Annotated in this window: 26 protein-coding genes; 14 read left to right on the top strand and 12 right to left on the bottom strand. The window is 65.9% G+C overall.

The window, feature by feature from the left end; all coding sequences use genetic code 11:
• The first annotated feature begins 109 nt into the window (after positions 1–109).
• The 3 genes from E5Z01_RS12730 (at position 110) to E5Z01_RS12740 (ending at position 4,497) form a co-directional block, all read left to right on the top strand.
• Positions 110–721: an HD domain-containing protein gene (locus tag E5Z01_RS12730; protein ID WP_240738390.1), complete on the top strand. Its 612-nt coding sequence runs from the start codon at positions 110–112 to the stop codon at positions 719–721.
• A gap of 79 nt (positions 722–800) precedes the next feature.
• Positions 801–2,159 (top strand): MFS transporter, encoded by a 1,359-nt coding sequence (locus E5Z01_RS12735; protein ID WP_240738391.1) that lies wholly within the window; start codon positions 801–803, stop codon positions 2,157–2,159.
• Between the two features lie 52 nt (positions 2,160–2,211).
• Positions 2,212–4,497, top strand: coding sequence for a xanthine dehydrogenase family protein molybdopterin-binding subunit (locus E5Z01_RS12740; RefSeq protein ID WP_135229710.1), 2,286 nt, complete (start codon positions 2,212–2,214; stop codon positions 4,495–4,497).
• A 28-nt stretch (positions 4,498–4,525) separates the two neighbouring features.
• Here the strand turns inward: E5Z01_RS12740 and E5Z01_RS12745 are convergent, their stop codons facing one another.
• The 5 genes from E5Z01_RS12745 to E5Z01_RS12765 form a co-directional block, all read right to left on the bottom strand.
• Positions 4,526–5,455 carry a class I SAM-dependent methyltransferase gene (locus E5Z01_RS12745; RefSeq protein ID WP_240738393.1) on the bottom strand — a complete coding sequence of 310 codons (930 nt, stop codon included), beginning with the start codon at positions 5,453–5,455 and terminating at the stop codon, positions 4,526–4,528.
• The gene (locus tag E5Z01_RS12750; protein ID WP_135229711.1) at positions 5,445–6,269 is read right to left on the bottom strand and encodes an MBL fold metallo-hydrolase; all 825 of its coding nucleotides are present in this window, start codon (positions 6,267–6,269) and stop codon (positions 5,445–5,447) included. Before E5Z01_RS12750 ends, E5Z01_RS12745 begins: the two co-directional genes overlap by 11 nt.
• Complete coding sequence (gene trmB, locus E5Z01_RS12755; protein ID WP_240738397.1) at positions 6,269–7,261, bottom strand: tRNA (guanine(46)-N(7))-methyltransferase TrmB; 993 nt, start codon at positions 7,259–7,261, stop codon at positions 6,269–6,271. Before trmB ends, E5Z01_RS12750 begins: the two co-directional genes overlap by 1 nt.
• Positions 7,258–8,034: an FAD-dependent oxidoreductase gene (locus E5Z01_RS12760; protein WP_135229712.1), complete on the bottom strand. Its 777-nt coding sequence runs from the start codon at positions 8,032–8,034 to the stop codon at positions 7,258–7,260. The genes trmB and E5Z01_RS12760 overlap by 4 nt, the downstream gene beginning before the upstream one ends.
• A gap of 77 nt (positions 8,035–8,111) precedes the next feature.
• Positions 8,112–8,735 (bottom strand): FMN-binding negative transcriptional regulator, encoded by a 624-nt coding sequence (locus E5Z01_RS12765; RefSeq protein WP_135229713.1) that lies wholly within the window; start codon positions 8,733–8,735, stop codon positions 8,112–8,114.
• An 80-nt stretch (positions 8,736–8,815) separates the two neighbouring features.
• Between E5Z01_RS12765 and E5Z01_RS12770 the strand changes: the two genes are divergently transcribed.
• Positions 8,816–9,703: an RluA family pseudouridine synthase gene (locus tag E5Z01_RS12770; RefSeq protein ID WP_135229714.1), complete on the top strand. Its 888-nt coding sequence runs from the start codon at positions 8,816–8,818 to the stop codon at positions 9,701–9,703.
• Between the two features lie 29 nt (positions 9,704–9,732).
• Here E5Z01_RS12770 and E5Z01_RS12775 read toward each other — a convergent pair whose 3' ends face one another.
• A complete protein-coding gene (locus tag E5Z01_RS12775) occupies positions 9,733–10,884 on the bottom strand; it encodes a sensor histidine kinase (protein ID WP_135229715.1) in 1,152 nt (383 codons plus the stop codon).
• A 177-nt stretch (positions 10,885–11,061) separates the two neighbouring features.
• Between E5Z01_RS12775 and rocF the strand changes: the two genes are divergently transcribed.
• Positions 11,062–11,961 (top strand): arginase, encoded by a 900-nt coding sequence (gene rocF, locus E5Z01_RS12780; RefSeq protein WP_135229716.1) that lies wholly within the window; start codon positions 11,062–11,064, stop codon positions 11,959–11,961.
• 56 nt (positions 11,962–12,017) lie between these two features.
• On the opposite strand, the gene E5Z01_RS12785 is transcribed toward rocF, so the two are convergent.
• Positions 12,018–12,308 carry a hypothetical protein gene (locus E5Z01_RS12785; RefSeq protein WP_135229717.1) on the bottom strand — a complete coding sequence of 97 codons (291 nt, stop codon included), beginning with the start codon at positions 12,306–12,308 and terminating at the stop codon, positions 12,018–12,020.
• A gap of 90 nt (positions 12,309–12,398) precedes the next feature.
• Here E5Z01_RS12785 and era point away from each other — a divergent pair, with 90 nt between their 5' ends.
• The 5 genes from era to E5Z01_RS12810 all read left to right on the top strand — a co-directional run bounded on the left by era (position 12,399) and on the right by E5Z01_RS12810 (position 17,054).
• The gene (gene era, locus E5Z01_RS12790; RefSeq protein WP_119763865.1) at positions 12,399–13,310 is read left to right on the top strand and encodes a GTPase Era; all 912 of its coding nucleotides are present in this window, start codon (positions 12,399–12,401) and stop codon (positions 13,308–13,310) included.
• 139 nt (positions 13,311–13,449) lie between these two features.
• Entirely contained in the window at positions 13,450–14,046 is a 597-nt protein-coding gene (locus E5Z01_RS12795; protein WP_135229740.1) for a LabA-like NYN domain-containing protein, read from the top strand.
• Positions 14,036–15,088, top strand: coding sequence for a phosphate acyltransferase PlsX (plsX, locus tag E5Z01_RS12800; RefSeq protein WP_240738400.1), 1,053 nt, complete (start codon positions 14,036–14,038; stop codon positions 15,086–15,088). The genes E5Z01_RS12795 and plsX overlap by 11 nt, the downstream gene beginning before the upstream one ends.
• 83 nt (positions 15,089–15,171) lie before the next feature.
• Positions 15,172–16,401, top strand: a complete 1,230-nt coding sequence (locus E5Z01_RS12805) for a mechanosensitive ion channel family protein (RefSeq protein WP_135229718.1) — start codon at positions 15,172–15,174, stop codon at positions 16,399–16,401.
• A gap of 92 nt (positions 16,402–16,493) precedes the next feature.
• The gene (locus E5Z01_RS12810) at positions 16,494–17,054 is read left to right on the top strand and encodes a YIP1 family protein (RefSeq protein WP_135229719.1); all 561 of its coding nucleotides are present in this window, start codon (positions 16,494–16,496) and stop codon (positions 17,052–17,054) included.
• Positions 17,055–17,550: 496 nt separating this feature from the next.
• Here the strand turns inward: E5Z01_RS12810 and E5Z01_RS12815 are convergent, their stop codons facing one another.
• The 3 genes from E5Z01_RS12815 to E5Z01_RS12825 are packed head-to-tail and all read right to left on the bottom strand — an operon-like array spanning position 17,551 to position 20,957.
• Positions 17,551–18,201 (bottom strand): response regulator, encoded by a 651-nt coding sequence (locus E5Z01_RS12815; RefSeq protein ID WP_119763873.1) that lies wholly within the window; start codon positions 18,199–18,201, stop codon positions 17,551–17,553.
• A gap of 15 nt (positions 18,202–18,216) precedes the next feature.
• Positions 18,217–19,233: a DUF4097 family beta strand repeat-containing protein gene (locus tag E5Z01_RS12820; protein WP_240738402.1), complete on the bottom strand. Its 1,017-nt coding sequence runs from the start codon at positions 19,231–19,233 to the stop codon at positions 18,217–18,219.
• The gene (locus E5Z01_RS12825) at positions 19,230–20,957 is read right to left on the bottom strand and encodes a sensor histidine kinase (protein ID WP_135229720.1); all 1,728 of its coding nucleotides are present in this window, start codon (positions 20,955–20,957) and stop codon (positions 19,230–19,232) included. The genes E5Z01_RS12820 and E5Z01_RS12825 overlap by 4 nt, the downstream gene beginning before the upstream one ends.
• A gap of 183 nt (positions 20,958–21,140) precedes the next feature.
• Here E5Z01_RS12825 and E5Z01_RS12830 point away from each other — a divergent pair, with 183 nt between their 5' ends.
• The 4 genes from E5Z01_RS12830 (at position 21,141) to E5Z01_RS12850 (ending at position 24,493) form a co-directional block, all read left to right on the top strand.
• Positions 21,141–21,452, top strand: a complete 312-nt coding sequence (locus E5Z01_RS12830) for a non-heme iron oxygenase ferredoxin subunit (protein ID WP_135229721.1) — start codon at positions 21,141–21,143, stop codon at positions 21,450–21,452.
• 503 nt (positions 21,453–21,955) lie between these two features.
• Positions 21,956–23,086: a flagellar assembly protein T N-terminal domain-containing protein gene (locus E5Z01_RS12840; RefSeq protein ID WP_135229723.1), complete on the top strand. Its 1,131-nt coding sequence runs from the start codon at positions 21,956–21,958 to the stop codon at positions 23,084–23,086.
• Positions 23,087–23,114: 28 nt separating this feature from the next.
• Positions 23,115–23,807 (top strand): hypothetical protein, encoded by a 693-nt coding sequence (locus E5Z01_RS12845; RefSeq protein ID WP_119763883.1) that lies wholly within the window; start codon positions 23,115–23,117, stop codon positions 23,805–23,807.
• A gap of 44 nt (positions 23,808–23,851) precedes the next feature.
• A complete protein-coding gene (locus tag E5Z01_RS12850) occupies positions 23,852–24,493 on the top strand; it encodes a CsgG/HfaB family protein (protein ID WP_119763885.1) in 642 nt (213 codons plus the stop codon).
• 121 nt (positions 24,494–24,614) lie between these two features.
• On the opposite strand, the gene E5Z01_RS12855 is transcribed toward E5Z01_RS12850, so the two are convergent.
• Together E5Z01_RS12855 and E5Z01_RS12860 are read right to left on the bottom strand one after the other, a co-directional pair.
• Complete coding sequence (locus E5Z01_RS12855) at positions 24,615–25,115, bottom strand: hypothetical protein (protein WP_135229724.1); 501 nt, start codon at positions 25,113–25,115, stop codon at positions 24,615–24,617.
• A gap of 3 nt (positions 25,116–25,118) precedes the next feature.
• On the bottom strand, positions 25,119–25,832 hold the full coding sequence (locus E5Z01_RS12860) for an ankyrin repeat domain-containing protein (protein WP_135229725.1): 714 nt from the start codon (positions 25,830–25,832) through the stop codon (positions 25,119–25,121).
• Between the last annotated feature and the right edge of the window lie 26 nt (positions 25,833–25,858).

The following is a 25,858-nucleotide window of genomic DNA, read 5'->3' on the forward strand; positions in this document are numbered from 1 at the left end:
TCTCCCCGGTATAGCCGCACAAGGTGAAGGGTGCGGCTGCCCCTGGCCGAAAGTGTGGCCGCTCAGCCGCAGCGGGCTGAACCCCGGCCTCAATCATGAGCGACCTGGCATGAGAGACTTGGCCATGAGCGACCTGAGCGTGGGTGAATCCTCCGGCGAGCAGTGGCGTTTCCTGCAAGGTGTCCGGGCGTTTGCGCTGCCGCACTACCAGCGCTCCGAGCGGGCGTATCACAACGACGGGCATGTGCGGAACCTGCTTTCGGTGCTGGCCCGGCACGACGTGCTGACCCCGACATTGGCGCTGGCGGTGTGGGGCCACGACCTGGTCTACGACCCGGCCCGCAACGACAACGAGGCGCAAAGTGCTGAGCTGTTCGGCGCATGGCTCCGTCAGCAGGGCGCTTCGGAGAACCTTTGCCTCAGCGTGCGCCAACTGATTCTGGCGACCAGGCACACCTCTCCACCAGCTTCGCGCCAGGAAGCACTGCTGGTGGACGCGGATCTGAGCATCCTGGGCGCGGCGCCTGCGGACTTTCAGGCTTACGAGGCGGGCATTCGGCAGGAGTACGCTCACGTTCCGGAAGGCAAATACCGCGCCGGGCGGCGGCAGGTGCTGGAACACTTCCTGAAGCGCGACCTGATTTACACCACGCCGGAGTTCATAGCCCTGGAGAAGCCGGCGCGGCACAACCTGCAAGGCAGCCTGCAACAGCTCGCTTAGTTCAGCCGATAAACTGCTGCGCCAGACAGGCAGAAGCCTTCACCTCTCCCCTGCTGATATGACAGGATGACCGTTGCCTGTGACTTCCCCGACCACCGCGCCCCCAGCTACCCACCTGATCAGCCGCCCGCCCCCGGCCCTGGCCGCCGGGCTGCTGCTGGTCATTCTGGTGGTGGCTTTCGAGTCCTCGGCGGTGGGCACGGTTATGCCGCGCATCGCCGCCGACCTGGGCGGCCTGCAGCTGTACGGCTGGGCCTCCAGCGCCTTTATGCTGGCCAGCCTGCTGGGCGCCATGCTGACCGGCCTGCTGACGGATCGGCGCGGCGTGGCGTGGGGCGCGGCCTTCAGCCTGGCGCTGTTCGGCCTGGGGCTGCTGGTGCTTGGGCTGGCCGCCAGCATGCCCGTGGTCATCGCCGGGCGCCTGATCGAGGGCGTGGGGGTGGGGGGCCTGAATGCCCTGCCCTTCGTGGTGATCAGCGCCGCATACCGCGACGAGGCGAAGGCCAGGATGCTGGCGGCAGTGTCCAGCATGTGGCTGGTGCCGGGCCTGGTCGGCCCACTGCTGGCCAGTGTGCTGACCGCGCAGTTCTCGTGGCGCGCAGTGCCCTGGAGCCTGGTCGGGCTGCTGGTGCTGGCCGCGCCCCTGTGCCTGCACCCGCTGAGAAGCCTGCCTCCTCTGGCGACCGGCGGCAGCCAGAAACGCATCCTGTGGCCCACGCTGGGCCTGATGGTGGCCTTCACCGCGCTGATCGAGGGCCTGCGGCGCCCCGACGCGCTGGGTATCCCGGTCGCCCTGGCAGGCCTGGTGGGCCTGCTGCTGAGCGCCCGGCCCCTCTTTCCCCGTGGCCTGTGGAGCCTGCGGCCCGGTCTGCCGGCCTCGCTGGCCCTGCGCGGCTTCGCGGCGTTCGCGTTGATGGGCCAGAGCTCCTTCGTGACCCTGAGCCTGCGCGAGGTACATCACCTGCCGCTGGCGGTCGTGGGCCTCAGCATCAGCGTGGGCGGCCTGAGCTGGACACTGGGCGCCTGGCTTCAGGCCCACCTGGAAAAGACCTTCGGCCCGGCCTCGCGCCCTGCGCGCATCCGCTACGGCCTGCTGGGCATCACGGGTGGCCTGCTCCTGACCGGCCTGGGCATGACCGGCGTGCTGCCCTACCCGGTGATTTTCCTGGGTGGCCTGATCGCCGGGATCGGCATGGGCACGGCCTACAACAGCAACAGCCTGCACGCCATGAGTCTCGTCCCGCCCGCGCAGGCCGGGCAGCTTTCCAGCCAGCTGGCCAATATTGAGGTGCTGATGGTGGCGCTGTCTGCCGGGATCAGCGGCGCCCTGGTGACGCGCATTCACCCGCTGGAGCAGGCGCTGACCTGCGTGGTGATCATGAACCTGCTGGCGTCTCTGATCCCCTGGGTGGCGGCGCGGCGTCTGATCCAACACTGAGGCGCGGGCGCTACACTGGGCGTCCACTCAATTTCTCGCCTGGAGGTTTCGCGTGACACACCAAGCCCAATCCGGCCCCACCCACCTCGGCAAACGCCGCAAAATCATCGACGGTCTGGAGAAAATCACCGGGCAGGCGCAGTACCCCGCCGACCTGAACCTGCCGGGCCTGGTGCACCTGCGCCCCGTGCTGTCGCCCTACCCGCACGCCCGCATTGCCGGGATCGACGTGCAGGCGGCGCGGGCCGTGCCGGGCGTGGTGGCGGTGCTGACCGGGGCCGATCTGAACGGCCCGCGCCCCGCGCACTCGCGCTCGAACATGCTGCTGGCTGGAGACGAGGTGGTGTTCGCCGGGCAGCCCGTGGCGGTGGTGGTCGCGGAGACCGAAGCGCAGGCGGCCGACGGCGCGGCCCTGCTGGACATCGAGTACCAGCCGCTGGACAGCGTGGACGACGCGGCGCAGGCCTTGCAGGACGAGGTGCTGGTGTGGCCGCAGGGCATGCCGCGCCCCGACACCAGCATGGCCAGCCTCCACGGCGGCGGCGCCAGCGAGGAGGCCGAGCAGACTCCCTCGAACATTCACCAGCGCCAGGAATTTAAGCGTGGGGACGCCGAGAAAGCCCTGCAAGAGGCACACACCGTTATCCAGCGCACCTTCCGCACGTCGCGTGTTCACCAGGCGTACCTGGAACCGCACGCGGTGGTCGCGCAGCCGGGCGTGAAAGCGGGCGAGGTGACGGTATACACCAGCACGCAGGGCCAGTACGTGGTGCGCCGCGAGGTGGCCGGGGCGCTGAACCTGCCCGAGCGCAACGTCCACGTGGTGCCCCTGAAGGTCGGCGGGGGATTCGGCGCGAAGTATGGGCTGGTGGACGCGCTGGTGGCTGCGGTGGCGCTGAAGCTGCGCCGCCCGGCCCGGCTGGTGCTGACCCGCAGCGAGGACATGCAGACCACCACCCCCACTCCCGAAATCGAGATCGAGCTGCGGCTGGGCGCGGATGCCCAGGGCAACCTGGTGGGCCTGGCGGTGGACGCCACCATCGAGAACGGGGCCTTCGTGTCGGGTCACGCCGGCATCATCGCCACCATGATCGGCGGCCTGTACCGCTGCGAGAACGTCCATATTACCGGCACCGAACTGCTGACCAACCGCCCGCCGGTGGGGGCCTACCGCGCTCCCGGAGTGCCGCAGGCCCTGTTCGCGCTGGAATCGGCCGTGGACGACCTGGCCCACACGCTGGGTCAGGATCCGCTGGAACTACGCCTCCAGAACGCGGCCGGGGGCGGCGACCTCACCGGAACGGGCCGCCCCTGGCCCGAAATCGGGTTGAAAGCCTGCCTGGAACGCGCGCAAGGACATTCCCTCTGGAAGGACAGAGGCCAGAACCTGAACGAGGGCGTGGGCCTGGCGGCGGGCGGCTGGCCGGGCGGGTTCTCGCCGGCCGGGGCGGTGTGCCGCGTGGACACCGACGGCACCGTGCGGCTGCACGTGGGCAGCGTGGACATCAGCGGCGTACACAGCAGCATGGTCTTGATTGCCGCCGAGACCCTGAACGTCGACCCGGACAGCGTGGAGATCGTGCAGGGTACCACCGACAGCGGTCCTTACGCCCCCAACTCGGGCGGATCACAGGTCACCATCAGCCTCTCGGGCGCAGTGCTGGACGCGACTCAGCAGGTCAAGAACCAGCTGCTCGACCTGGCCGCCCACCACTTCGAAACGCACCGCGACGACATCGAACTCGCTGAGGGCCACGCCAGCCTGCGGGGCGTGCCTGGCAAGACGGTCTCCATCGGGCAACTCGCGGGCATGGGTCAGCGCCTGCCCGGCGGCCCCGGCCCGGTCGTGGCCGAGGGACGCGCCGCCCTGAAAGCGGGTGCGCCGGGCTTTATCGCCCAGCTGGTGAAGGTGCGCGTCGACCCGGACACCGGGCACGTCACCCCGCTGGAAGCCGCGACCATTCAGGACGTGGGGTTTGCCCTGAACCCGCTGCTGGTCGAGGGCCAGATGCACGGCGGCAGCGCTCAGGCGTTGAGCATCGGGCTGTACGAGGGGCAGGTGTTCGCGGACGGGCAACTGACCAACCCGAACTTCATGGAGTACACCTTCCCACGCGCCGACGACCTGCCCCCGCTGGAAGCCGTGATCGTCGAGCACCCGTCCGAGCACGGCCCCTTCGGTGCCCGCGTGGTCGGTGAACCCCCCATGACTGCCGGTGCGGCCGCCGTCGCCAACGCCATCCGGGACGCGGTGGGCGTCCGGGTCACGGACTTGCCCGTGAAGCCCGAAACCCTCTGGCAGCTCATGACCCGGCAGGAATCCGGCCAGACGGGCTGACTCCGGCCGTCAGGCTGTGCCTACCAGCTCACCCCACCTCTAGATCCAGGTTCCCGGGCGTTTTCAGCGTGGCGGGAATGGCGGTCAGCAGCACCTCGTACTTGCCGGTCACGAACACCTTGAAGCCGTGCTTTTGTAGGCCGCGCCGGGCGTTCGTGACATCGGCCATCAGCAGGCTGAAGTCCGGGCGGGCAAAATTGCGCATGCGCGCGCCGTAGCTCAGGTGGCCGTCCCGGTAGCGGGCGTTCGGGAAGCCCAGCACCAGGCCGCCCGTGGGCCGCAGGTGATACTTGCGAAGGTTAGAGAGCAGCACGTCCTGGGTCACGCCGGGGCTTTGCAGCAGACTCAGGGCGACGATCAGGTCGAACTGCCCCAGCGCCGGGTCAGGCAGGGTGTTCACGTCCAGCACACGGAATTGCCAGTTCGGGTGACAGCGTTTCGCCGCCTTCAGAGCGGCGGGCTCGATGTCCACGCCCACCACCTCGAACGGCCGCTCCGGAAAGGCGATGTTCAGCGCGTCCAGTTCGCGTCCGGCGTTCACCCCCAGCGCCAGCACGCGCCCGCCCGGCGGGGGGTTCACGCGCCGCAGCGCCTCCACAAAAGTCAGCAGAAACACCGGGTCTTCCAGCTTGTCCACCCGCGCCCAGTCGCCGTCCGGGCCGTACCCCGAGTCGTCGGGTGAGGGGACGGGGGCGTATTGCCGAAAGCGCACCCTGATTTGCGTGTCAGACACGATTTCCGGTGTGCAGAGGTGCGTCTCCAGCAGGTCGGCCAGGTCGACCCACGCCGACAGCGGGCGGTGAAGGCCGGCGGCGGTGACCTCGCCCGCGTAGCGGCCCAGACCCGTGTCGGGATTGGGCGCAAGAAAAACCACGCTGCCGTGCTGTTCCAGCGCCTGCCGCAACCGGGGCAGAATCACGGCCATCGGCTCGGTCGTGAACGTGAATTCAGGCGTCACGGGCGGCAAACAGCTTCTGGTGCCCGGCGTGCATCTCACGGTAAAACGTCTCGTTCGGCACGCCGGGAACGCCCAGGTCAGCCAGAACCTCGTCGAAGGAGAAAGGCCCCTCCTGCAAACGGATGTAATAGCGGGTGTTCCAGTCCAGCAACTCGGGGCCGTGCAGCCCCCCGTGGCACGGGAGAATCACCTCGGGTTGCAGGGTTTTCAGGCGTTCAATGCTGCCCAGCAGGGCGGGCAACTGCGCCGCGTCACTCAGCAGCGGAAACGGGAATTCCAGCGCGTCCGCCGCCAGCAGGAAGCGCAATTCCGGAATCCACACTGCCACCTGATCGGGCGCGTGGCCCGGCGCGGGCAGCAGGTGCAGGGTCAGGTCGCCGCCGTCGATCACGAACTCGTGCGTGAACATCAGCGTGGGGAAAAATAGAGTGGTGTCTGCGAAGCGCTGGGGTTCCTGTGCCTGTTCCTGGGCCTGTTTGTGGGCCAGTTTCCGGGCGCTGTCCAGGCGCCGCTCCGGGTCACGCGACAGGGCGTGGGCGATGATCGGCGCGGCGAACGCCTGATCCGGCGCAAAAACTGCGTTGCCCCAGGCATGGTCGTAGTGGTCGTGCGTGTTCACCACCAGCAGTTGACGTTCCGGCAGCGCGGGCCGCAGCAATTCCATCATCTGCGCGGCTTCCTGCGGCGTGCCGAACGTATCCACGACCACCACGTACCGCTCCGTGACCACCGCGAAACAGTCCACTTCCGGCGCAGACCGGAAACACCGCACGCGCGGATCAGGCGTGGGCACTTCCATGATGATAGGAATCATCAGTACCCCCGGTGAGTGACCTTCGCGCCCTCGCTTTTCAGCCAGTCCGTGACCGCGCCCACCGCCGCTTTTACGCCCGGCGTGATGATCGGGCCGCCGAACTTCGCCAGCCGGACGAGGGTGCTGCCGTCCTCGCGGTTCGTAATGCCCACCAGCACTTCCTGCGTCAATTCGCCCTCCACGACGTGCGCCAGGGCCACCCAGCCGTCCCGGCGCAGGCTAGCGTACAGGTCGAGCAGAACAACGGTATGCCCTTTGCCCTGAGCAGTGTATTTCTGAAAATCAGTGGGGGAGAAATCGGTTGGCAGGGTTAAAATGGCGTGGGGCACGTCGTTCTCCGTTTCAGGGTAGGGGAATGTAGAACCATGTGGAACTTCCGTCTGGCGCGTGGGCGTGAAGCGGGCGTGATTCACACCCAGGCCCAGGTCACGCCACTTCAGGGCGTACTTCGTTTCGAGCGCGGCGGGCGGTGGGTCGCCCGTTTCCACCTGCATGACGCCGCTTGCCTGCGCTTCCCGGCATGCGAACTCGAAGTATTCGTCGTGGTCCGTGGTGAACAGGATGCTTCCGCCCGGTTTCAGGCGGCTGGCGGCCAGCTCGAAGAACGGGACGCGCAGCAGGCGGTGTTCTTCGTGCCCCGCCTTGGGCCACGGATCCGGAAAGTTCACGATGATCGCGTCCAGGCTGGCCTCGGGAATTACCTCGCGCACCAGCACGTCCGCGGGCATTTTCGACAGAATGGCATTGCCGATTCCTGCACTCTTCAGGCGGCGGTGCGCTTTCAGGAGCGACACGCCCGACAGTTCCACGCCCAGATAATTCGGGACTTCCGCGAAGGTCTGCGCACTGTGCTGAACATGGTGCGGCCAGAAGCGCCCGTCCCCGAAGCCCACTTCCAGCACCCAGGGCCGCTCCGGCGTGTCCGGGTACAGCCGCGCCGCCGCATCCGGGAACTGGAAGTCCGACAGGCGGAAAATGCGCGGCCCGGTCACGGGTTCCCCCCGGCAGCAAGAAGTTCGTCCGCGAGCTGCGCGGCGTCTTCCAGCACGCTGGTGTAGGTGTGTGTTCCGGGCGTGCAGCGTCCCACCGCATAAACGTGGTCGAATCGTCCCAGACGAAACCCATTCAATTCACTCCGCGCCGGAGTCAGGAAACGCACCGAGTACGCGGGCGCTCCATCGGCGGCCGGGGCCTCCTGCTCGTCGCCCACCAGCAGCACTGCCCGCGACAGGTCGTCCGCCAGGAAATCGTAAGCCACCTCCGACAGGCGCCCCGCCTCCTCGACCGAATCACCCATCAGCAAGCGGCCTTTCAGGAACGCCCCCACCGCCAGCACTCCTGAGCGCGCCTGCAACTTCGGGCCTTCCCAGGTGGACAGCGTCACCAGACCGTCCTCGCCCTCGTCCACTTCCGTCACGGTGCTCTGAAGCAGATGAAGGCCCGGCGTGCCCTCGATTTCCGCCTTCAGGTGGCGGTGAAACGCCCAACCATCAACAGGGCCGTCCACTTCCGGCGCAATCCGCTCGGCCACCCGCGCGAACACGCTGCCCGCCGGAAAATCCACTCCCGTCAGCGTCGGCTGGTACAGGTTGCCCAGGTGATCGAGCGCCTGAGACACCAGCAGCACATCCGCGCCCGCCCGCGCCAGGCGCCACGCCAGCTCCACGCCGGCCAGCCCCGCCCCGACCACTGCCACGTCGTACACGTGCCCCGGCTGAGGCTGACTACGTTGAGGTTTTGCTGGATAAAACTGCGGCCCTGACATCAGCAGAGAGTGTAACCCAACCCCACCGGCCAGACGACGCGCGTGGGGAGAGCCGCCCTGCTCTGAATCAGCGAACGTCAGTCACGCGGAGCATTGTTCAGCCTTGCCATGTACTCGGCGGTTTGCCTTTCCTCCTGCCGCTCGCTGCGGCTGAGGTATTCCCGTACGTTCGCCTGATCCTGCGCGTTCCTGTTCTGGCTGAGTTTGTATTTGCCTTCCAGGCGCGTGACTTCTATCTCGAAGGTGACGATGGCCTTGAATTGGCGCTGTTCGTACTCCTGGGGGATAGGGGCCATGTCGGGCACGAACTCCTTGACCAGACCGTACGCGATGTCGTGGGTTTTGTCTCCTTCGACGATGCGGGGCAGGCCGTAGGCGTGAATGGCAGTGTAGTTCCAGGTGGGGACAGTGGGGCTGCTGTCGTACCAGGTGGAGCGAATGGGGGCGTGTGGCCCCTGGAAGATGACCAGAACTTCCCGATTGCCAGCGTGCTGGGCGCCAAAGTGCTGCCACTGCCTGTTGGCCCGGGCCAGATGCGAGCGGAGATAAAGCCGGTCGTTTTCGGGCTGAATAAGAATGGGCAGGTGCGTGGCGTAGGGAACGCCGTCCGGCGCGGTAATCAGGGTAGCAAAGGGGTTTTCGCGCATGAAGCGGAGTTGCTCGGTGTGGTCGTCCATGCGGAAGTAGGCGGGCAGGTACATGGGGAGAGGGTAGGTGCCTGGTGGACGGGTGAACAGGGCCATTCTCCGGCAGCTGGAGCCGTCCACTTTAAGATGGGCAGGTGACGTTGAACGATGGTTACGCCTACACCTCGCATATTCAGCGGGGCGGCGTGAACGTGCTGGATTTCCTGTCGGGTGAGTTCCGGCATTCATCGCGGGAGGTGTGGGCGGCGCGGCTGGCAACGGGTGAAATCGAGCTGGACGGACGCTCGCTGCGGGCGAACGTGCGCCTGCGGGCGGGGCAGCAACTGGTGTGGCATCGCCCACCGTGGCGGGAGGAGACGGTTCCCCTGTCGTTCGAGGTGCTGTTCGAGGACGCGGATCTGCTGGCGGTGAGTAAACCTGCGGGCCTGCCGACGGTGCCGGGGGGCGGGTTCCTTAACCACACCCTGTTGTCGGCGGTGCGTGGGCGCTGGCCGACCGCCTCGCCCCTGCACCGACTGGGGCGGGGAACGTCGGGGCTGGTGCTGTGCTCGCTGACTTCACGGGCGGGAGCAGCACTCCTGGCAGACTGGCGGGCGCAGCGCGTGCAGAAGGTGTACCTGGCCCTGGCATCCGGCGTGGCGGCGCAGGATGTCTTCGAGATTCGTACCCCGATTGGCCCCGTTCCTCACGCGAAACTGGGCGAGGTGTTCGCCGCGAGTCCGGCGGGCAAGGCCGCCCGTTCGGTGGCGCGGGTGCTGGAGCGCCGCCAGGACTCGACGCTTTTCGAGGTGGAGATCTTCACGGGAAGGCCGCATCAGATTCGCATTCACCTGGCCAGCATCGGCCAGCCGCTGGTGGGTGACCCGCTGTATGTGCCGGGCGGTTCTCCCTTGCCGGAGGCACTGCCGGGAGACGTGGGGTATCACCTGCACGCCTGGAAGCTGACATTCACTCACCCGGCCAGCGGGAAGGCAATGACGTTGACCGCACCGCCCCCGGCCATACTGGAACATGAATCGTAGGTCGTGAACCCCACGCTCTACCTCTGAAGTTACGCCAGCAGTTCGGCGAAATCGTCCTCCTCGTTGTCCTGGGCGTAGGGCAGGGAGAAGGTGAAGGTGCTGCCTTTGCCGCGCTGGGATTCGACCCAGATGCTGCCGCCGTGTTCTTCGATGGCCATTTTGCAAAAAGCCAGGCCCATGCCGGTGTCGAAGCGGCCGTGCAGGGTCAGGCGGCTCTGTTCGAAGGCGGCGAAGAGATTGGGGATGTCCTCGGCGGGGATGCCCTCGCCATTGTCACGGACGCTGACATGCACCTGGTCGCCGACCACCTGGACGCTCAGGCTGATGGTGCCGCCGCTGGTGGTGTGCTTGAGGGCGTTGCTCAGGAGATTGGCCATCACGCGGCGCAGGATTTCCGGGTCGGCGCTGACGGGACTCATGTTCTGGGCGACCTGGGCGCTCACTTCGCGGTCGCGCAGGCCGCTGCCGACGTCGCCCCGGGCCAGTTCGATGATTTCGCTGAACATGGGGCTGAACACCAGTTCGCGTTTCAGGTTCATTTTTCCGGCCTGGATTTTGCGGACGTCCAGCATGTTGACGGTGAGGTGCAGCAGGTGCTGCGCTTCGTCGCGGGCCACCGTAATCAGTTCGCGCGAGTCGCCGGGGACGCGGTGGTCGTCCTCGACGATTTCGAGGAGGCCCATGACGGCGGCGATGGGGTTTTTCAGGTCGTGGACGAGCATGTGAACGAGCTGGTCGCGGATGCGCTCCTCGTGTTCCCAGTTGTCCATCTTGCGTTGCAGTTGGGCCACACGCTCCTGGTAGTCGTGGTGCTGCTGCGCGCGGCCCAGCATGTTGTTCACCTGCAAGCTGAGGGCCTGGAGCGGCGTGGTGTCGCTGATCAGGGCGTCCGCGCCCGCGCTGAGCATTTCGCCCAGGCCGTGACTGCCCACGGCCAGCCACTGGGTGGCGCTCAGTTCGCTGCGTTGACGCAGCATGGGCAGCACTTCCCACAGCGGAACGCCGGGCGTGTCGGTGTACAGCAGGGCCACGTGGGGCGGCTGGACATGCGCTTCACGCAGCAGCGTTTCGGCGTCGGGGATGTGCTGCACGTCCGTGTTTTTCAGGCTGTCTTTGAGGGACACCGCGCGGGCGGTGTCCCGCGAGACGACGAAGACGACGGGGGCGGCAGCTCTGAGCATGGATTGGCTTCAGTTTAGCATCCGGTGTGGCGGGGTTTTTGGGCAGACTTGGAGGAAGCCCCGAACCAGAGCATGAGTATGCAGCTGTATTATTCATTTTGTCGCCAGGCACAAGCGACCATGAAATAATGTTGCACACGCAAGGCATAACGCCCGGCAGCCCTTAAGCTGTTATGCATGCAGATTTCGGTACTGGGGATTCCCATGGATTTAGGAGCGGGGCGGCGCGGCGTGGACATGGGACCGTCGGCCCTGCGAAACGCACACCTGGCCGCCCGATTGCGTGAACTGGGCCACACCGTGAGCGACCTGGGGGACGTGGACGTCGCCATTCCCGAGACACTGGACAAACTGGAAACGGGCGGTCTGGTGTTCCTGGATTCCATTCAGCACGCCTGCCGAAGTGCCGCCGAGCGCGTGGCCGCCCTGCCCGAAGGCGTGTTTCCCCTGACGCTGGGCGGGGATCACAGCGTCAGCATGGGCACCGTGACCGGCAACGCCCTGCGCGGAAAACCCGGCGGCGCCCGGATGGGCCTGATCTGGGTGGACGCCCACACCGATTACAACACGCCGCAAAGCAGTCCCAGCGGCAACATTCACGGCATGCCGGTGGCGCACCTGACCGGCCTGGGCGACCCACAACTCGCCGGGTTGGGCGGCGGCTGGCACATGCGCCCCGAGGACATCGTGATGATCGGCATTCGCAGCGTGGATGGGCGCGAGCGTGACCTGATGCGTGAGGCGGGCATCAAGGCCTACACCATGAAGGATGTCGATCAGCTGGGCATGACCCGCATTTACGAGGAAACCCTGGAGCGCCTCTCGGGCACCGAGCGCCTGCACGTCTCCTTCGACGCGGACGCCCTCGATCCCACCGTCTGCCCCGGCGTGGGGACGCCTGTTCCCGGCGGCCTGACGTACCGTGAGGGCCACCTGCTGATGGAACTGCTGTGCGAGTCCGGGCGCGTGACCAGCATGGACATCGTGGAAGTGAACCCCATTCTGGACACCCTCAACCAGACGGCCGAAGTCATGGTGGGCATGGCCGCCAGCCTGCTCGGACAGCGCATCATGTGAGGCAAGCAGAAAGAAGCAAAACCAGTGGTCGAGGTCTTGAACCTCGATCTTTTTATTTACATGGGCAGGCTGTCCGGCTCCTGGGGCAGGTACGGTGCGGCTTCCTCGAAACCCTCCAGCGCCCCGGGAATCAGAAGCCAGTCGTCGCCCTCACGGGTGGCGAGGTCGCCCTGCACCATGCGGTTCAGTTCGGCCTGTACGCGCTGCTCGGCGCGGCGCACGGGCAGGTTGTCCGCGCCCTTCACCCCGCGCCAGCGCAGGAAAGCGCGGTGAAACGCAGGCAGCGCGGACAGCTCCACCCTGCTTTCGAGGGAACGCCAGGACAGGCCGGAGGCGGAATCGGTCATGCGTTCAGTGTGGCGCGAAAGGCCCGAGTCTGCCTCGTGGTTCCCTTCATGGGCGCTCAGCTTCAACGTTTTGCATGAGAGAATGGGGGAATGACCGATTCTTCCTCTGCACAGACCCACTCCGGTTTTGTCGCCATCGTCGGCAAGCCCAACGTGGGTAAAAGCACGCTGCTGAACAGTTTTCTGGGAACGAAAGTGGCCCCCACCAGCCCGCGCCCGCAGACCACGCGCCGGGGCGTGCGCGGCATTCACACGAATGGAGACCGGCAACTGGTATTCGTGGACACGCCGGGGATGCACAAGCCCAAGGACGCGCTGGGCAAGTACATGAACCACGAGGTTCACAGCGCGCTCTCCGACGTGGACGCCGTGGTGTGGGTGGTCGATCTGCGCCACCCGCCCACCGACGAGGACAGGCTGGTGGCCAACAGCGTGCGCGACCTGCCCAAGCCGCTGTTTCTGGTCGGCAACAAGACCGACGCCGCCAAGTACCCGGACGAGGCCATGAAGCTGTACTCGGCGCTGCTGGAGGGCCGCGACGGCGAAACGACCGAGACCATGCTGTCGGCACAGAACAACCCCAATGCCGTGTCTACCCTGCGCGAGCAACTGCTGGAGGTGCTGCCCGAGAACCCCTTCTTCTTCCCGGTAGGCGCCGCCAGTGACCAGAGCCGTGAAATGTGGGCGGCCGAGATCATCCGCGAGGAAGCCATGAAAAAGCTGCGTGACGAGCTGCCCTACGCCGTGGCGACCCGCGTGAACACCTGGACGGAGCGCGAGGACGGCCTGCAACGCATCGAGGGCGAGATTATCGTCGAGAAGAACCAGCACAAGGGCATGGTGATCGGCGCGGGCGGCAAGCAGCTGCGCGAGATCGGGCAGGCGGCCCGCAAGCAGCTGGAGGTCTTCCTGAACCGCAAGGTGTACCTGGGCCTGGAAGTCATCGTGATTCCGGGCTGGCGCGAGGACGAGGAAGCCCTGCGCGAACTGGGCTACGAGTAAGCGGCGGCGTGATCAGGAGGAAGTGGACAGGGGTGGTTCGTGCAGGAACCCGGCCCGGGCTTTATGCCACTTCCAACCTCCTGCCGTATCCTGAACCCGACGCCCTGGTGGCAGGGCATTCATTTTCAGGAGATTCATGATGGAACGTATTGGACTTTTTATTGATGGCGCGAACGTGTACGCGGCGGCCAAACGGCTGGGGTGGAATTTCGACCACCGCAAGATTCTGGAGCACTTCGCGGGGTACGGGGCGCTGTACAACGCTTTTTATTACACGGCGATTCCCCTGCCGATGGACGACAAGCAGAAGCGCTTTATCGACGCGCTGACCTACATGGGGTACACCGTGCGCACCCGGCCGCTGCGCGAAACGGCGGACGAGAACGGTGACACGTCCCGCCGCGCCAGCCTGGACATCGAACTGGTGACCGACCTGCTGAGCACCGAGGGGCGCTACGACGTGGCGGTGCTGCTGACCGGCGACGGGGATTTCGAGCGCCCGGTCGAGGTGCTGCGGGCGCGTGGCAAACGCATCGTGGTGGCGTGCATTCCCGAGATGACCAGTTACGAGCTGCGCAACGCCGCCGATGAATACGTGGATTTCAAGGATATTCGGGCCAGCGTCGAGCGCCCCGGTTACCGTCTGCCCAGCGAGGCGCAGGGAGCGCGCGAACGGGCGGACGGGGGACGGCCTTTTTACGCCAGTGTGGCCCTGAGTGACAGTGATGACCACTGACTCGATGACCGCCGATGAGAACCAGATCCCGCTGAGTACGCTGCCTGTTGCCCTGGATGCGTTGGGCGGCGACCACGGCGCGCCGCCCAACGTGGACGGCGCCGTGCAGGCCGCCAGGGCAGGCGTGCCGGTGCTGCTGGTGGGTGACCGCGTAAAATTGCACGCGGAACTGGGCAAGCACGCGGGCAGCAGCAGCTTGCCGCTGGAGGTGGTGGACGCTCCGGACGTGATCGGCATGAACGAACACGCCACCGACGTGCGCGGCCGGCCGCAGGCCAGCATCAACGTGTGTATGAAACTGGTCAAGGAGGGCAAGGCCGCGGCGGCCGTCAGCATGGGGCACAGCGGCGCGACCATGACCGCCGCCCTGTTCACGCTGGGGCGCGTGGGGGGCGTGGATCGCCCGGCCATCCTGACCCACCTGCCGGCGCAGGGGGGCTTCACGACGCTGCTGGACGCCGGCGCCAACACCGATGTGCGCCCCACGTACCTGGTGCAGTGGGCGCGGCTGGCCAGCGTGTACCTCAAGGTGCTGGAAGACCGTGAGAACCCCAGCGTGGGCCTGCTTTCCATTGGCGAGGAAGACCACAAGGGCAGCGGACTGGTGGTGGAAACGAACGCCCTGCTGCGCGAGCTGCACGGCAAGGGCGTGAACTTCTACGGCAACGTGGAGGGCCGTGACGTGTTCAAAGGCACCACGGACATCGTGCTGACCGACGGCTTTACCGGAAACGTGGTGCTGAAACTGGCGGAGGGCGAGGCGAAGGTGCTGTTCGGCTGGGTCAAGGAAGCCCTGAACAGCAACCTGAAAAGCAAACTGGGCGGCCTGCTGGCCCGCGACGCCCTGCGCGGCCTGGCCGAGCGCATGGATCCCAGCACCTACGGCGCGAGCATCCTGATCGGTGTGCGCGGCCTGGCCTTCATCGGTCACGGCAGTGCCGACGCCCGCGCCGTGAAAAATGCCCTGCTGCGGGCCGCGCGTGCCCACGAGGGCAACCTGATTCCGCGTCTGGAAGCGGCTTTTCAGGAACAGCCGAAGTAAACCTCAACCGTAGATGGCCGGCACGCTGACTTGATCGCGTTCCTGCCATCTGCCCTTAACACACTCATGAGAGACTGCCCTTCATGCTGGACGAATTCCTGACTCAGATTGTCAAGCCCGTGGTGTGGCTTAAACTCGCGCTGTCGCTGCTGGTGGCTTATGCCATCTACCGCTTTGGCCGCACGCTGATCCGGCTGCTGGAACCGCACGTGAATCACCGCCTGCTGCAAGGCGTGAAGTGGCTGTGGCTGCTGTTCGTGGCGGTGTGCTGGGTGGCGGTGGCGACCCACGCGGCGTACCTGCCGAGTGTGCCTCTCTTCTTCGATCTGGGGCAGGACATCTTCAACGGCCTGCGGGCCAGTGCGGGGCAGTTCCTGGTGATCGTGGCGCTCTCGCTGATCGGCTGGAACCTGGTGGGGGCACTGAGCAGGCGCATCGTGCCGGACGACGATTTCACGCGCCGCACGGTACGTATTCAGACCCTCAAAGGCGTGGTGGAAAGCACCCTGAAAGTCCTGATCGTGATCGTCACGCTGATCGGGGCCCTGCAGACGCTGGGCGTGAACGCGGCGGGCCTGCTGGCCGGGGTGTCGGTGCTGGGCATCGCGGTGGGCTTCGGGGCACAGAGCCTGGTAAAGGACGTGTTCACCGGATTTTTCATCCTGCTGGAGGATCAGTACGGGGTGGGCGACGTGATTACCGTGAACACCGGGCAACTCTCGGGCACGGTGGAGAAGTTGAACCTGCGCATCACGGCCCTGCGGGCGCTGGACGGTACTGTTCACATCGTGCCGAACGGGCAAATCAGCACGGTCAGCGTGAGCAGCAAGGACTGGTCGCGGGTGGTGGCGGCGGTGGACGTGACCTACAACGCCAACATCAACCAGGCTTTGAAGGTGCTGGAGGCCGTCAGCAACGAGCTGTACAACGATCCCGAGTGGAAGCCGTTCTTTCTGGACAAGCCGGAGGTGCAGGGCGTGACGCAACTCGCGCCGGACGGCGTGACCATCCGGGCGCTGTTCAAGGTGCAGCCCAAAAGCCAGTACGCGGTGGGCCGCGAGTTCAACCGCCGCATCAAGATCGCCATGGATCAGGCCCTGATCGAGATTCCGTCGCCGCAACGCGCCCTGAGTTTCGGGGCGGCCCCGCTGGAGATCAAGCTGGTGCGCGGTGACCGTCCGCCAGGGTCTGCTTCCACCGCTCCGGTGTCCCCGGCGGCGCCGGCCACCGAGATGACGGCGCATGATCGTCAGAACGCGCCGGTGAAACCCACCCTGACCCGTGACCCGGAGGCTGGGGAGATTCAGAGCTGAACCGGGCCGCTGAACCGGGCTGAACTTGCACCGGGTACAGACGTGGTGAATCTGACCGGCAACTTTTCCGGGTGTGTCATCGTACTGGTGGTATGAGCAAACCGAACCCCACCGTCCAGGCGACCCAGGCGCAAATCACGGATATGTTTGCCCAGAGCACCACCGTGCTGGCTCAGCCCAACCCCAACACCTTCGAGCGGTTCGAGCGGCGCGGCGGCCTGACGCAGGCGCTGGTGTTCGTGATGGTGGCGGCGGTGGTCTCGGCCCTGATCGGGGCATTCTTTGCGCCCATGCACGACACGAGTTTCTTCGGGACGTTGTTCAGCCGGCTGATCGGCATTCCCGCGCAGTTTCTGATCTTTACGGGGGCCGTGTACCTGATTGGCCGCAACCTCTTCAAAGGAACCGGCACCTTCGATGAAGTGACGTACTCGTTCGCCCTGTTCTACGTGCCCCTCAGCCTCATCGGCAGTGTGCTGGGCATCTTCGGCATTCTGAGCTGGCCGGTGCACCTGCTGGTGTTCCTGGCGATGGTGTACTACGGTTACCTGGCGGTGCAGTCCAGCCTGAACCTGCGCGACACCACCAGCTCCGTGGCGACCCTGATCCTGAGCGGCCTGGCCAGCATGTGGATCGGTCTGCTGTTCCTGTAAAAAAATCCTGCACCACAGGGGAGGCTTTAGTGGCCTCTCTTTTTTGGCTGGCCGATATAAAAAACAGAGAGCCGTGACTGAATGCGCCCCTCACAGCACACCCGGTCACGGCCTATGGCCCTTACGGCTCGCTCAGCATGTCAGGAAAACTCTTTCAAGAGTCTCACACAGCTTACAATCCCCCCGGCAATGCCCCCGCCACGTGAAAAAAAATACACCACTATGTCACCCCTGTGAAAAAACTCAAATTTTGTTCAAGTGGCGAGAAAAACTGCCCCCGCTGCGCCCCTTCAAGCGCAGGTTGGAGGGCAGCTTTCTCAATCGGCGTACGCAACGTGGTGAGGAAACGGTGCGGGCCGAGGAAAGCCAGCAGAAGCAAGCAGCCTTTAACCCCCTCACCGCGGCAACGTTGTTCTCCTTTTCTGTCCCGACGTGAATGCGGGAACAGTCCCCCACGCCGCCCACAACAGCCTTGCTGCCCATTGACAAAGCCGCCTTACACCTCGACGCCGTCCAGGCTGGCAATGCCGGACTTCAGGGCGTACAGGGCCGCCTGGGTGCGGCTGTCCAGGCCCAGTTTGCTGAGCAGGCGGCTGACGTGGGTTTTGACGGTGGCCTCGCTGACACCCTGGTCGGCGGCAATTTCCTTGTTGCTCTGCCCGTGGGCGATCAGCTGCAACACAATCGTTTCCTTGGGGGTCAGGCTCTCGCGCATCTCGCCGCCCCGGAAATCGCGCACCAGGCGGCGGGCGGCTTCGGGGTGCAACCGGACTTCACCGCGCGCAGCGGCGTGAATGGCGTCGGCCAGGGTGTCTGACGACGCGTCCTTGAGCATGTAACTGATCGCCCCGGCCTCAATCGCCCCGTTCACCTTGTGTTCTTCAAGGGTGCTGGTCAGCGCGATGACCTCGGTGTCGGGCAGCATTTTCCGCAACCGGCGGGTGGCGCTAATGCCGTCCATCACCGGCATCATCAGGTCCATCACGATCACGTCCGGCGTGAGGTGTTGCGCCTCCTGAAGGGCTTCTTCGCCGTTGGCGGCCTCGCCCACCACCTCGATGTCCGGGTCGAGGCCCAGAAAGAGTTTCAGGCCCTGGCGCACCACGGCGTGATCGTCGACAAGCAGAACGCGAACAGGTTCAGACATCAGGGAAGCCTCCGGTTAATCATCTTGCAGGTTGAATTCGCCGCTGGCGGTGTCTACGAACACGTCGAGTTGCGGGGAACTGGCGGCGGGCGTGCCGGGCGGCAGCAGCAGGGTTTCGCGGTCCGTAAAGCGCACCCGCACGCGCAGCCCCGGCGGCACGCGCAGGGTCACGTCGCCACTGACCGTGCGAATGTCCAGGTTACCGCGCGTGGCGGGCGGCACGTCGATTTGCACGTCGCCGCTGGCCGTGGTCACGGTGCCCCGGTTGACCTGGCGGGGCAGGGTCAGGGTCACGTTCCCGCTCTGCGTTCCGGCGTTCAGGGCGTCCACGACGGCCCCGCCCAGCTCCAGCTGGAGATCGCCGCTCTGCGAGTTGACGCGCAGGGCTTCGGGGGTGGCCCCCTGGGGCGCGGTGACCTCCACCCGGCCACTGCGGGTCACCAGGGCGTAAGGCCCGCCAGGACGCGACGGGAGGGCCAGATCCAGCCGGCCACTGTCGCTGCGGGCGCTCAGGGCACGCAAACGCAAGCCCGCCAGGTTGATGGTCTGGTTGCCGCCCACGGTGAGGGTATTGAGGCTCAGCGGCAAAGTCGGCGTCAACGAGGCCCGCAGGCTGTGCTGGAACGGTTCGGGGGAGGGCGGCAGCACACGGTCGTTCGCCAGCGCCTGCACATACAGTTTGGCAGTGACGTTCACGTTGCGTCCGGCGCGGCGCACGCTGACGTTGACCGGGTTGCGGGTGCGGTGGCGGGCCTCGCCGCTCAGCAGCAGCGGACTGCGCGGAGGCAGCGGATTGAGCAGCAGGTTGGCGCGGTTGGCTTCAAAGCGCAAGGTGGCGGCCTGGGCGTAATCGAAGGGCAGCGGGCCGTCCAGCGGCACCTCCAGTGGCGTGAGGGTCGTTTCCAGTCCGGGCGTGGGGCTGAAGGTCGCGCCGCGCCAGGCGACCAGCCCACCCAGGACAGCAAGGGCCAGCCCGAGCGCCATGCGCCGCAGCACGGGCCGCAGCGGGCGTGGGGGCGGCAGGGTGGTCACGCCCGGACCTCCTGCGGCGCGGCCCTGGCCACCTGACTGGCCGGCAACGTCAGCGTGAGCGTGGTGCCCTGGCCCTCGGCGCTCTGGACATGCAGGGTTCCGCCCGCCCCGGCGGCGCGTTCGCGCATGCTGCGCTGGCCCAGTGAACCCGGCCGGGGAGCCTGCGGGTCGAAGCCGCGCCCGTCATCCTGCACGGTCAAAACCACCTGAAGACCGTCCTGGCGCACGGCCAGGCACACCTGCGTGGCGCGGGCGTGCTTCACCACGTTGTGCAGGGCTTCTTGCATGACGCGGTAGGCGGCGGCCTGCGCGTCCGGCGTCAGGGGCGGTTCCTCGTTCAATTCAGCCTGCACCTTCAGGCCGTGGCGGGCTTCCAGGGCGCGGGCGTGCTGCGTCAGGGCCGCGATCAGCCCGCCTTCCTCCAGCGCGTCGGGGCGCAGGCTGAACAGCAGGGCCTTCATCTCGCTGACGCCGCCTTCGGCCAGGTTGATGGTGTACTCCAGGCTGGCCCGCGTCCGCTCGGGGTCGCGCTCCAGCGTGGCGCGGGCGGTCTTGGCCCCCAGCGAAATGCCGTACAGCGCCTGCGCCACGCTGTCGTGCAGCTCACGGGCCAGCCGGGCGCGTTCCTGCTCGCCGGCCCGCACGCCCGCCCGTTCGATCAGCTGCGCGGCGTGCAGGGCCGTCCCGGCGTGATCGGCGATGCTCAGCAAAAAGGCCAGTTCGTCCTGTCCGGGGCGCACCCCCGGCGCGTAGCCGGCCCGCAGCGTGCCGCCCTGAAGGCCGGCACTGGCCGGCAGGCTCACCGGCAGGGCGGCCAGCACCCGGTCGTCCGGGGTCACGTGCACGCTGGCCTCACCGGGCGCCGGCAGCGGCTCCAGCGGCCCACTCAGGTCGTCCGGGCCAGCCGTGGCCCGCAGCGTCCCCTCTGGGGTCAGCAGCGCCACCGTGCGGGCGGTGCTGGCCGCGCGGGCCTGCTCGGTCAGGTCAGCCAGGGTGGCTTGCAGGTCATCCCCCAGGGCCACGCTGCCGGCGGCGCGGCGCAGGGCGATCACCTCGCGCCGGGCGGCTTCCACGCCCACCTCCCGCGCCAGCAGGCCCGCCGCCAGGCGCACCCACATGCGGCCCATCAGGTTCAGCACCCCCGCCGTGACCAGCGTGGCCCCCACCCCCATCACGAACAGTCCTGCGATGGAGATTGCCGACAGGTGCCAGGTTCGGTCCCCCCAGGACAGGCGAAACCACTCCGGATACCAGAACCACAGCGGCGACCCCAGCCCCACCACCATGACCTCCAGCAGAACCACCAGTACCGCCCAGCACAGCACCACCAGCGGAAACTGAATGGCGTGAAACAGCAGCGCGCGGTAGGTCGCGCCCTCACTCAGGGTGGCCCGCAGCCAGGGCATGACGCCCTGGTACACCGGCGGCCACGCCGGACGCGCGAAGCGCAGCCCGAGGAGCCGCGCCAGCCAGCGCTGCACCTCCGCAAAGCCCCCCACCAGCCACAGGCACCCCAGCAGCAGCCCCGCGCCCACCAGCACCGGCAAGGTCGTGACGCCCGCCAGCACCCCAGCGAACATCACCCCGTAAATCACGCCGCTGAGCGGCAACGCCAGCACAATGTAAAGCGCCACGCGCACGGTACGCAGGTGCAGCACCTCGGAAAAAGTACCCTCACGCGGCGTCACCTCCTGCTGTTCCCACGGCGTCACGCTGACCATCATGCGCCAGAACTTAAGCCCACACCAGCGCAAACGCGTCCCCCTAAAGGCGGAGAGCACGCGCCGCCGGCTCATTGCTGCATGATTTCTGCACTCGGGGTCACCTTCGTCACCCTAAGGAGAGTACCTGCCTACCTTCGGGGCCAGGGGTCATGTCCATTGGCCCCTCTGCTCTACACTTCCGCTATGAGTGAACGAATACAGGTCGGATCCGCCGACACTTATCCGCCCGGCTGGCAGGGCACCGTGGATATGGGAGGCGTCAGCGTGCTGGTCGTGAATCACCAGGGGCAGTTCTACGCCCTGCGCAACAACTGCACCCACAAGGACTACCCGCTGCTGGGCGGCGACATGCAGGACGGCAAGATCACCTGCGAGAAACACGGCGGCAAATTCGAGCTGGAGACTGGCAAGGCCCGGGCGCTGCCGGCCGTCAAGCCGGTCAAACTCTTCCGTGCAGAAGTCGAGGGCGGCATGCTGTACGTGCAGGAACTGTAAAACCTGGGCACTGTGGTTCAACTTTCTTGCAGACAATCGGAACTGAACCCGTCAGGTGTGTTGGTGCTGAGCCCAGGGCTATGCAGTGGAAGCAGACCACGGAGAAACGTTATTCCCTAGGCTCGCGTCACAGGTTCGTCACACACTATCGGCAACTGTATTTTTTAGGCTTTCTTCATTTCAGGGCGCATGCGGTCTTCCTGGATAGATCGCTATGCTATAGGGGCATCCCCGCCGGATGAGGCCCTTTGTAGATCCGTTTTTTCTCTTCCAGCAGTTCTCCGAATTACGCGCTCTGTGGAACAACGCCCTGGAGCGCGGCATTCTCTGTCCTGCTCGCCTAAATTCACTGGCTCCGCTCAGACAAAATCACTGCGTTCTTTTGTCGAATGCTTTAGTAAGGATCGACATCTTCATGACGAGAAGGCAGAGCGGCAGACTTTACCGATGGAGCAATGTCGCCAGTAAGTGTTATGAGAGTACGGCTTCATGATACTCATGGCATGTCATTACGCCTCAGAACAGGGTTGCTCAGTTTTCTGCTGGCGACCTCACTGATCGGGCCGGCCCCCTTGGCGGCAGCCGCTCCGCCGCCGAGCGCCGAGCAGATCATTCAGGTCACCGGACAGGCCCTTATCACCTCGACGACCGCCAGTGCCCGACAGGCAGCGTTGGACAACGCGATCAGAAGCGCCGTAGAGCAGGTGCTGGGGGCTTACGTGCAGTCCTCGAGCTCGTTGAAAACCACCGACGAGTTCGAGAAATTCCAGCAGCAACTCATGAAGCGTTCTGATGGGTTCGGGCGGGTCGTCCAGGTGCTGGCCGAGAACCAGAACAACAACACATACACCGTCTCGGTACGGGTCGCGGTGGCCCGCCCGACGCTAGAGCACGAACTGAAAGCGTTTCTGGCGCGAAAAGGCGACCCACGCATCATCGTCGCCATTCCCGAACAGATTCTGCGTCGCCCCACCCCGGATCCGGCGGCAGAAACCGAGATTCAGCGCGCCCTGATCACCGCGGGATACCGCGTCGTGGATCTGAAACAGGCCGAGAAGAACAATGTCCGCGATGTTGTCCGGGGCACCGTTTCGGCCCAGGGTCTTCAGGAACTGGCCACGCGCTACCAGGCCGACCTGTTGATCACCGGGGAAGCTTTTGCCGAGGAGTACGGCAACGTCCTGGGACAACGCGCCTACACAGCGCGCCTGGAAATGAAAGTCATCGACCTGGCGACCGCACAGATTATTTTCAGCGACGCCTTTACGGGCACCGGCATGTCGGCCACCGATTCCGTCGCCGGAAAAACGGCCTTACAGAATGTCGCCAAGGTCGCCGCACCCAACCTGCCCAAGGCCCTCCTGACCTGGCTCAGCGGCAGTGGGCAGGCGGCTTCCCGCACCTTCAGCGTCCGCCTGAGCGGCGTTCCCAGCTTCAAGGTCTTTAGTGAAACCCTGGCGTCCCTGCGAAATACTCAGGGCGTTCACGCCGCCCTGAGCCGCCAGTACGACGCCGCCGGGACGCTGGTGGAAGTGGAGTTCGACGGTTCGCCGGAAGACCTGGCGGTGGCCCTCGAAGACCTGGGCCTGAAGGTCACCGGCCTCAGCGCGGGCGAAATCTCCGTCTCCTATTAACCGTCTTTCCTCAACAAAGGAGTTCAACATGAAGTATCTCCCCGCTTTCCTTCTCCTCAGTGCAGGTCTCGCGCAGGCGCAGGACAGCACGCCCATCACCCCTCAGCAGTTCGTGAAGTCGGAGGGCATCAAACAGAGTTACACCGTCCAGCAGCAGCAGATCAGCCCGGTGGACTCCTTGAAGATGCTGATGCAGTGCATGGCCCCCGCCACCACTCCTTACGATGCCAACGCCGACGGCCAGAACGATACGCTGCGCGTGTACGGTTTCGGGGTCGTTCCGGCGGCCCTCTACAAAGCCAAAGGGGTGATGGCCCTTTCCCCCGCCGTCCAGAAAGCCGACCTGAAGGCTATGGGCGCGGCCGCCGAGGCGCTGGCAGGCGTGCGCGTCCGAACCGTGAAAGGCGAGGGCAGCGTAGACAGCACCGCCACCACCTTCAAGAACAACGAGCTGAACCTCTCCAACGTGGCGGTCGAAACCGTGTTCAGTGCCACATCCAGCCGTTCGGAGGCCCTGCTGCGGGGCGGCCGCGTCACCGGGCACCGCCTGGTCAGCCTGGGCGAACAGGGCCTGTGCGTCGTTTCCCGTTACGAACTGCCGCTCGATCAGCGGGCGGCGGCAGGGTCGGCCACCCGCTCGCCCGAAATTCCCGGCGTGACCCCCAGCAGTCAGACCCAAGGGTTTCCCCTGCCCGCCCCCGGCCAGACCGGCGATTTCTGAACCGAGCTTCCTGATCCCTTTCCCTGTCCCTGAAGGAGTAACCCATGAAAAACACCGTGACTGTCCTGCTTACCACTGCCCTGCTGATCTGCCCCACTGCTCAGGCCCAGACCGCTGCTCCGGCCACGCCCGCCCCGGTGGCCACCGCGCCCGCCCTGCCAGACGGACAGGTGAATATTGCCGTGGGCAGCATGAAGTGCAAAGCCCAGAAATGCTACTCGGGGCTCGGGGACGGCATTGCCGACGCCCTTACCACCGCCCTGCTGAACACCGGAAAATTTACCGTCTATGAACGCGAGAACACCGGCCAGTTGACGGAAGAGGCCTTTCTGAACGGCGGCACGGATTTCCAGGGCGCCGACGTGCTGATCTTCGGGGCCATCACGCAGTACGAGCCGCAGGCGTCCAGCGGCGGCCTGTCCTTCATGGGCGTCTCAGTCGGCAAGAAAAGCAGCACCATTGCCATGGACTTGCGCATTGTGGACGCCAAAACCCGCCGCATTATCGGAGCGACCCAGGTTCAGGGAAAAGCTGAGGGCGACAACTTCAGCCTCAGCGGCATTCTGCCCATGAATGTCGGCGCTCAGTCCAGCCCGCAACTGGAGGCCGCCATTTCACAGATGCTGAACAGTGCGGCGCAGCAACTCCTGCTGAAGGTGCCCGCCACCTACTACAAAGTGCAGTAAAGAGCCTGCTGGAAGCGTTGGTGTTCAGGTGCAAGCTTCAGCGAGCACGCCACAAATCGCTTCAAATAGAAAAAGGCCACCGGGCATAGGTGGCCTTTTTTGCTGTAGTGCCCTGCGCGTTTTACAGCTTGTTGTCGCGGCGGAGGTTGTCGAGCACGGTGGCGTCGTCGCCGGGGCGGTTGGCGGTCTGCTCGCTGATGTGGGGGGGCGTCATCTTGCTGGGCGGGGTGTAGTTGGGGTTGGGGTCAATGGCACCCTGAATGTGCTGGTCGACCACGCCTACGCTCAGGGGCGCACCGAGGCCGTCCGAGGGAAGCACGCCTGCCACCAGGCCGGTGCCCGCGCCCAGCGCGGCGGTGCTTTCGGCGCCCTCGTATTCGGGGCGTTGCAGGTGGTGCTCCATAGCCTGCGGATCACGCGTTGCCAGGTGATCGAACTGGCCCGTGACTTCCTTGGCGTCCGGCACCGTGACGGGCTGGTACTTGCCCTGATCGGACGCGCCCACGCGGTCGTCGGCGGGCGTGGTGGTATTGATGGTGCTGGGATCCGTGTCCTTCGGGTCGCGGGTCTCGAAGCCGGTGACGGCCCCGGTCTGTCCGATGAGCTTGGTGTCTTCAGGCATGCTTCAGTGTGAACCAGCCTGGCCCCCCCTGTCATACTCGTTTTCTTCAGGTTCGGCGCCGGCGTCTCGCAGGAGGTTCAGGACGCCCTCATGGTTCTCCTGGGCGGCCAGCATCCAGGCGCTGCGGTCATCGGCGGTGCGCCTGTCCGGGGCCGCCCCGTGCGCGAGCAGAAGCGCCACCAGGTCGGTGTTGCCGTTCTGCGCCGCGCCCATCAACGGGGTGAAGCCGTCCTGCTGCACGGCGTTCACGTCCGCGCCCGCCTGCAGGAGCGCCTGCACGGTACCCAGGTGGTTGCCGGCCACAGCCGAGTGGAGCGGCTGCACCTGCATGGCGTTGCGGCTGGCCGCGTGTACGTCCGCGCCGCGCCGCAGCAGTTCCGTAGTCAGTTCCTGATGCCCGAAAAAGGCCGCCAGGCCCAGCGCCGTGAAGCCGTCCGGGCTGAAAGCCTGCAACAGCTGCGGGTCGGCCTCCAGCTCCTCCATGACCTGCGCCGTCTGGCCGGCGGCGGCCGCCTCGAACAGCGTCAGCGGCGCGCCCGCATCGATCAGCAGTTGCACGATGGCGGGCCGCCGGTAATAGGCTGCGAACAGCACCGGCGAAAGGCCCGATGGGCTGCTGGCCGTCAGCAATTCGGGTTCGGCCTCGATCAGCAGGCGAACCCCCTCGATGTTGTGGGCATGAATGGCGGCAAACAGGTCAGTGACGGCGTCGGACATGCCCCAGGGTAGCGCCCCAGGAGAAG

Origin of the sequence: Deinococcus fonticola, from assembly GCF_004634215.1 — a bacterium.
Classification (GTDB): domain Bacteria; phylum Deinococcota; class Deinococci; order Deinococcales; family Deinococcaceae; genus Deinococcus; species Deinococcus fonticola.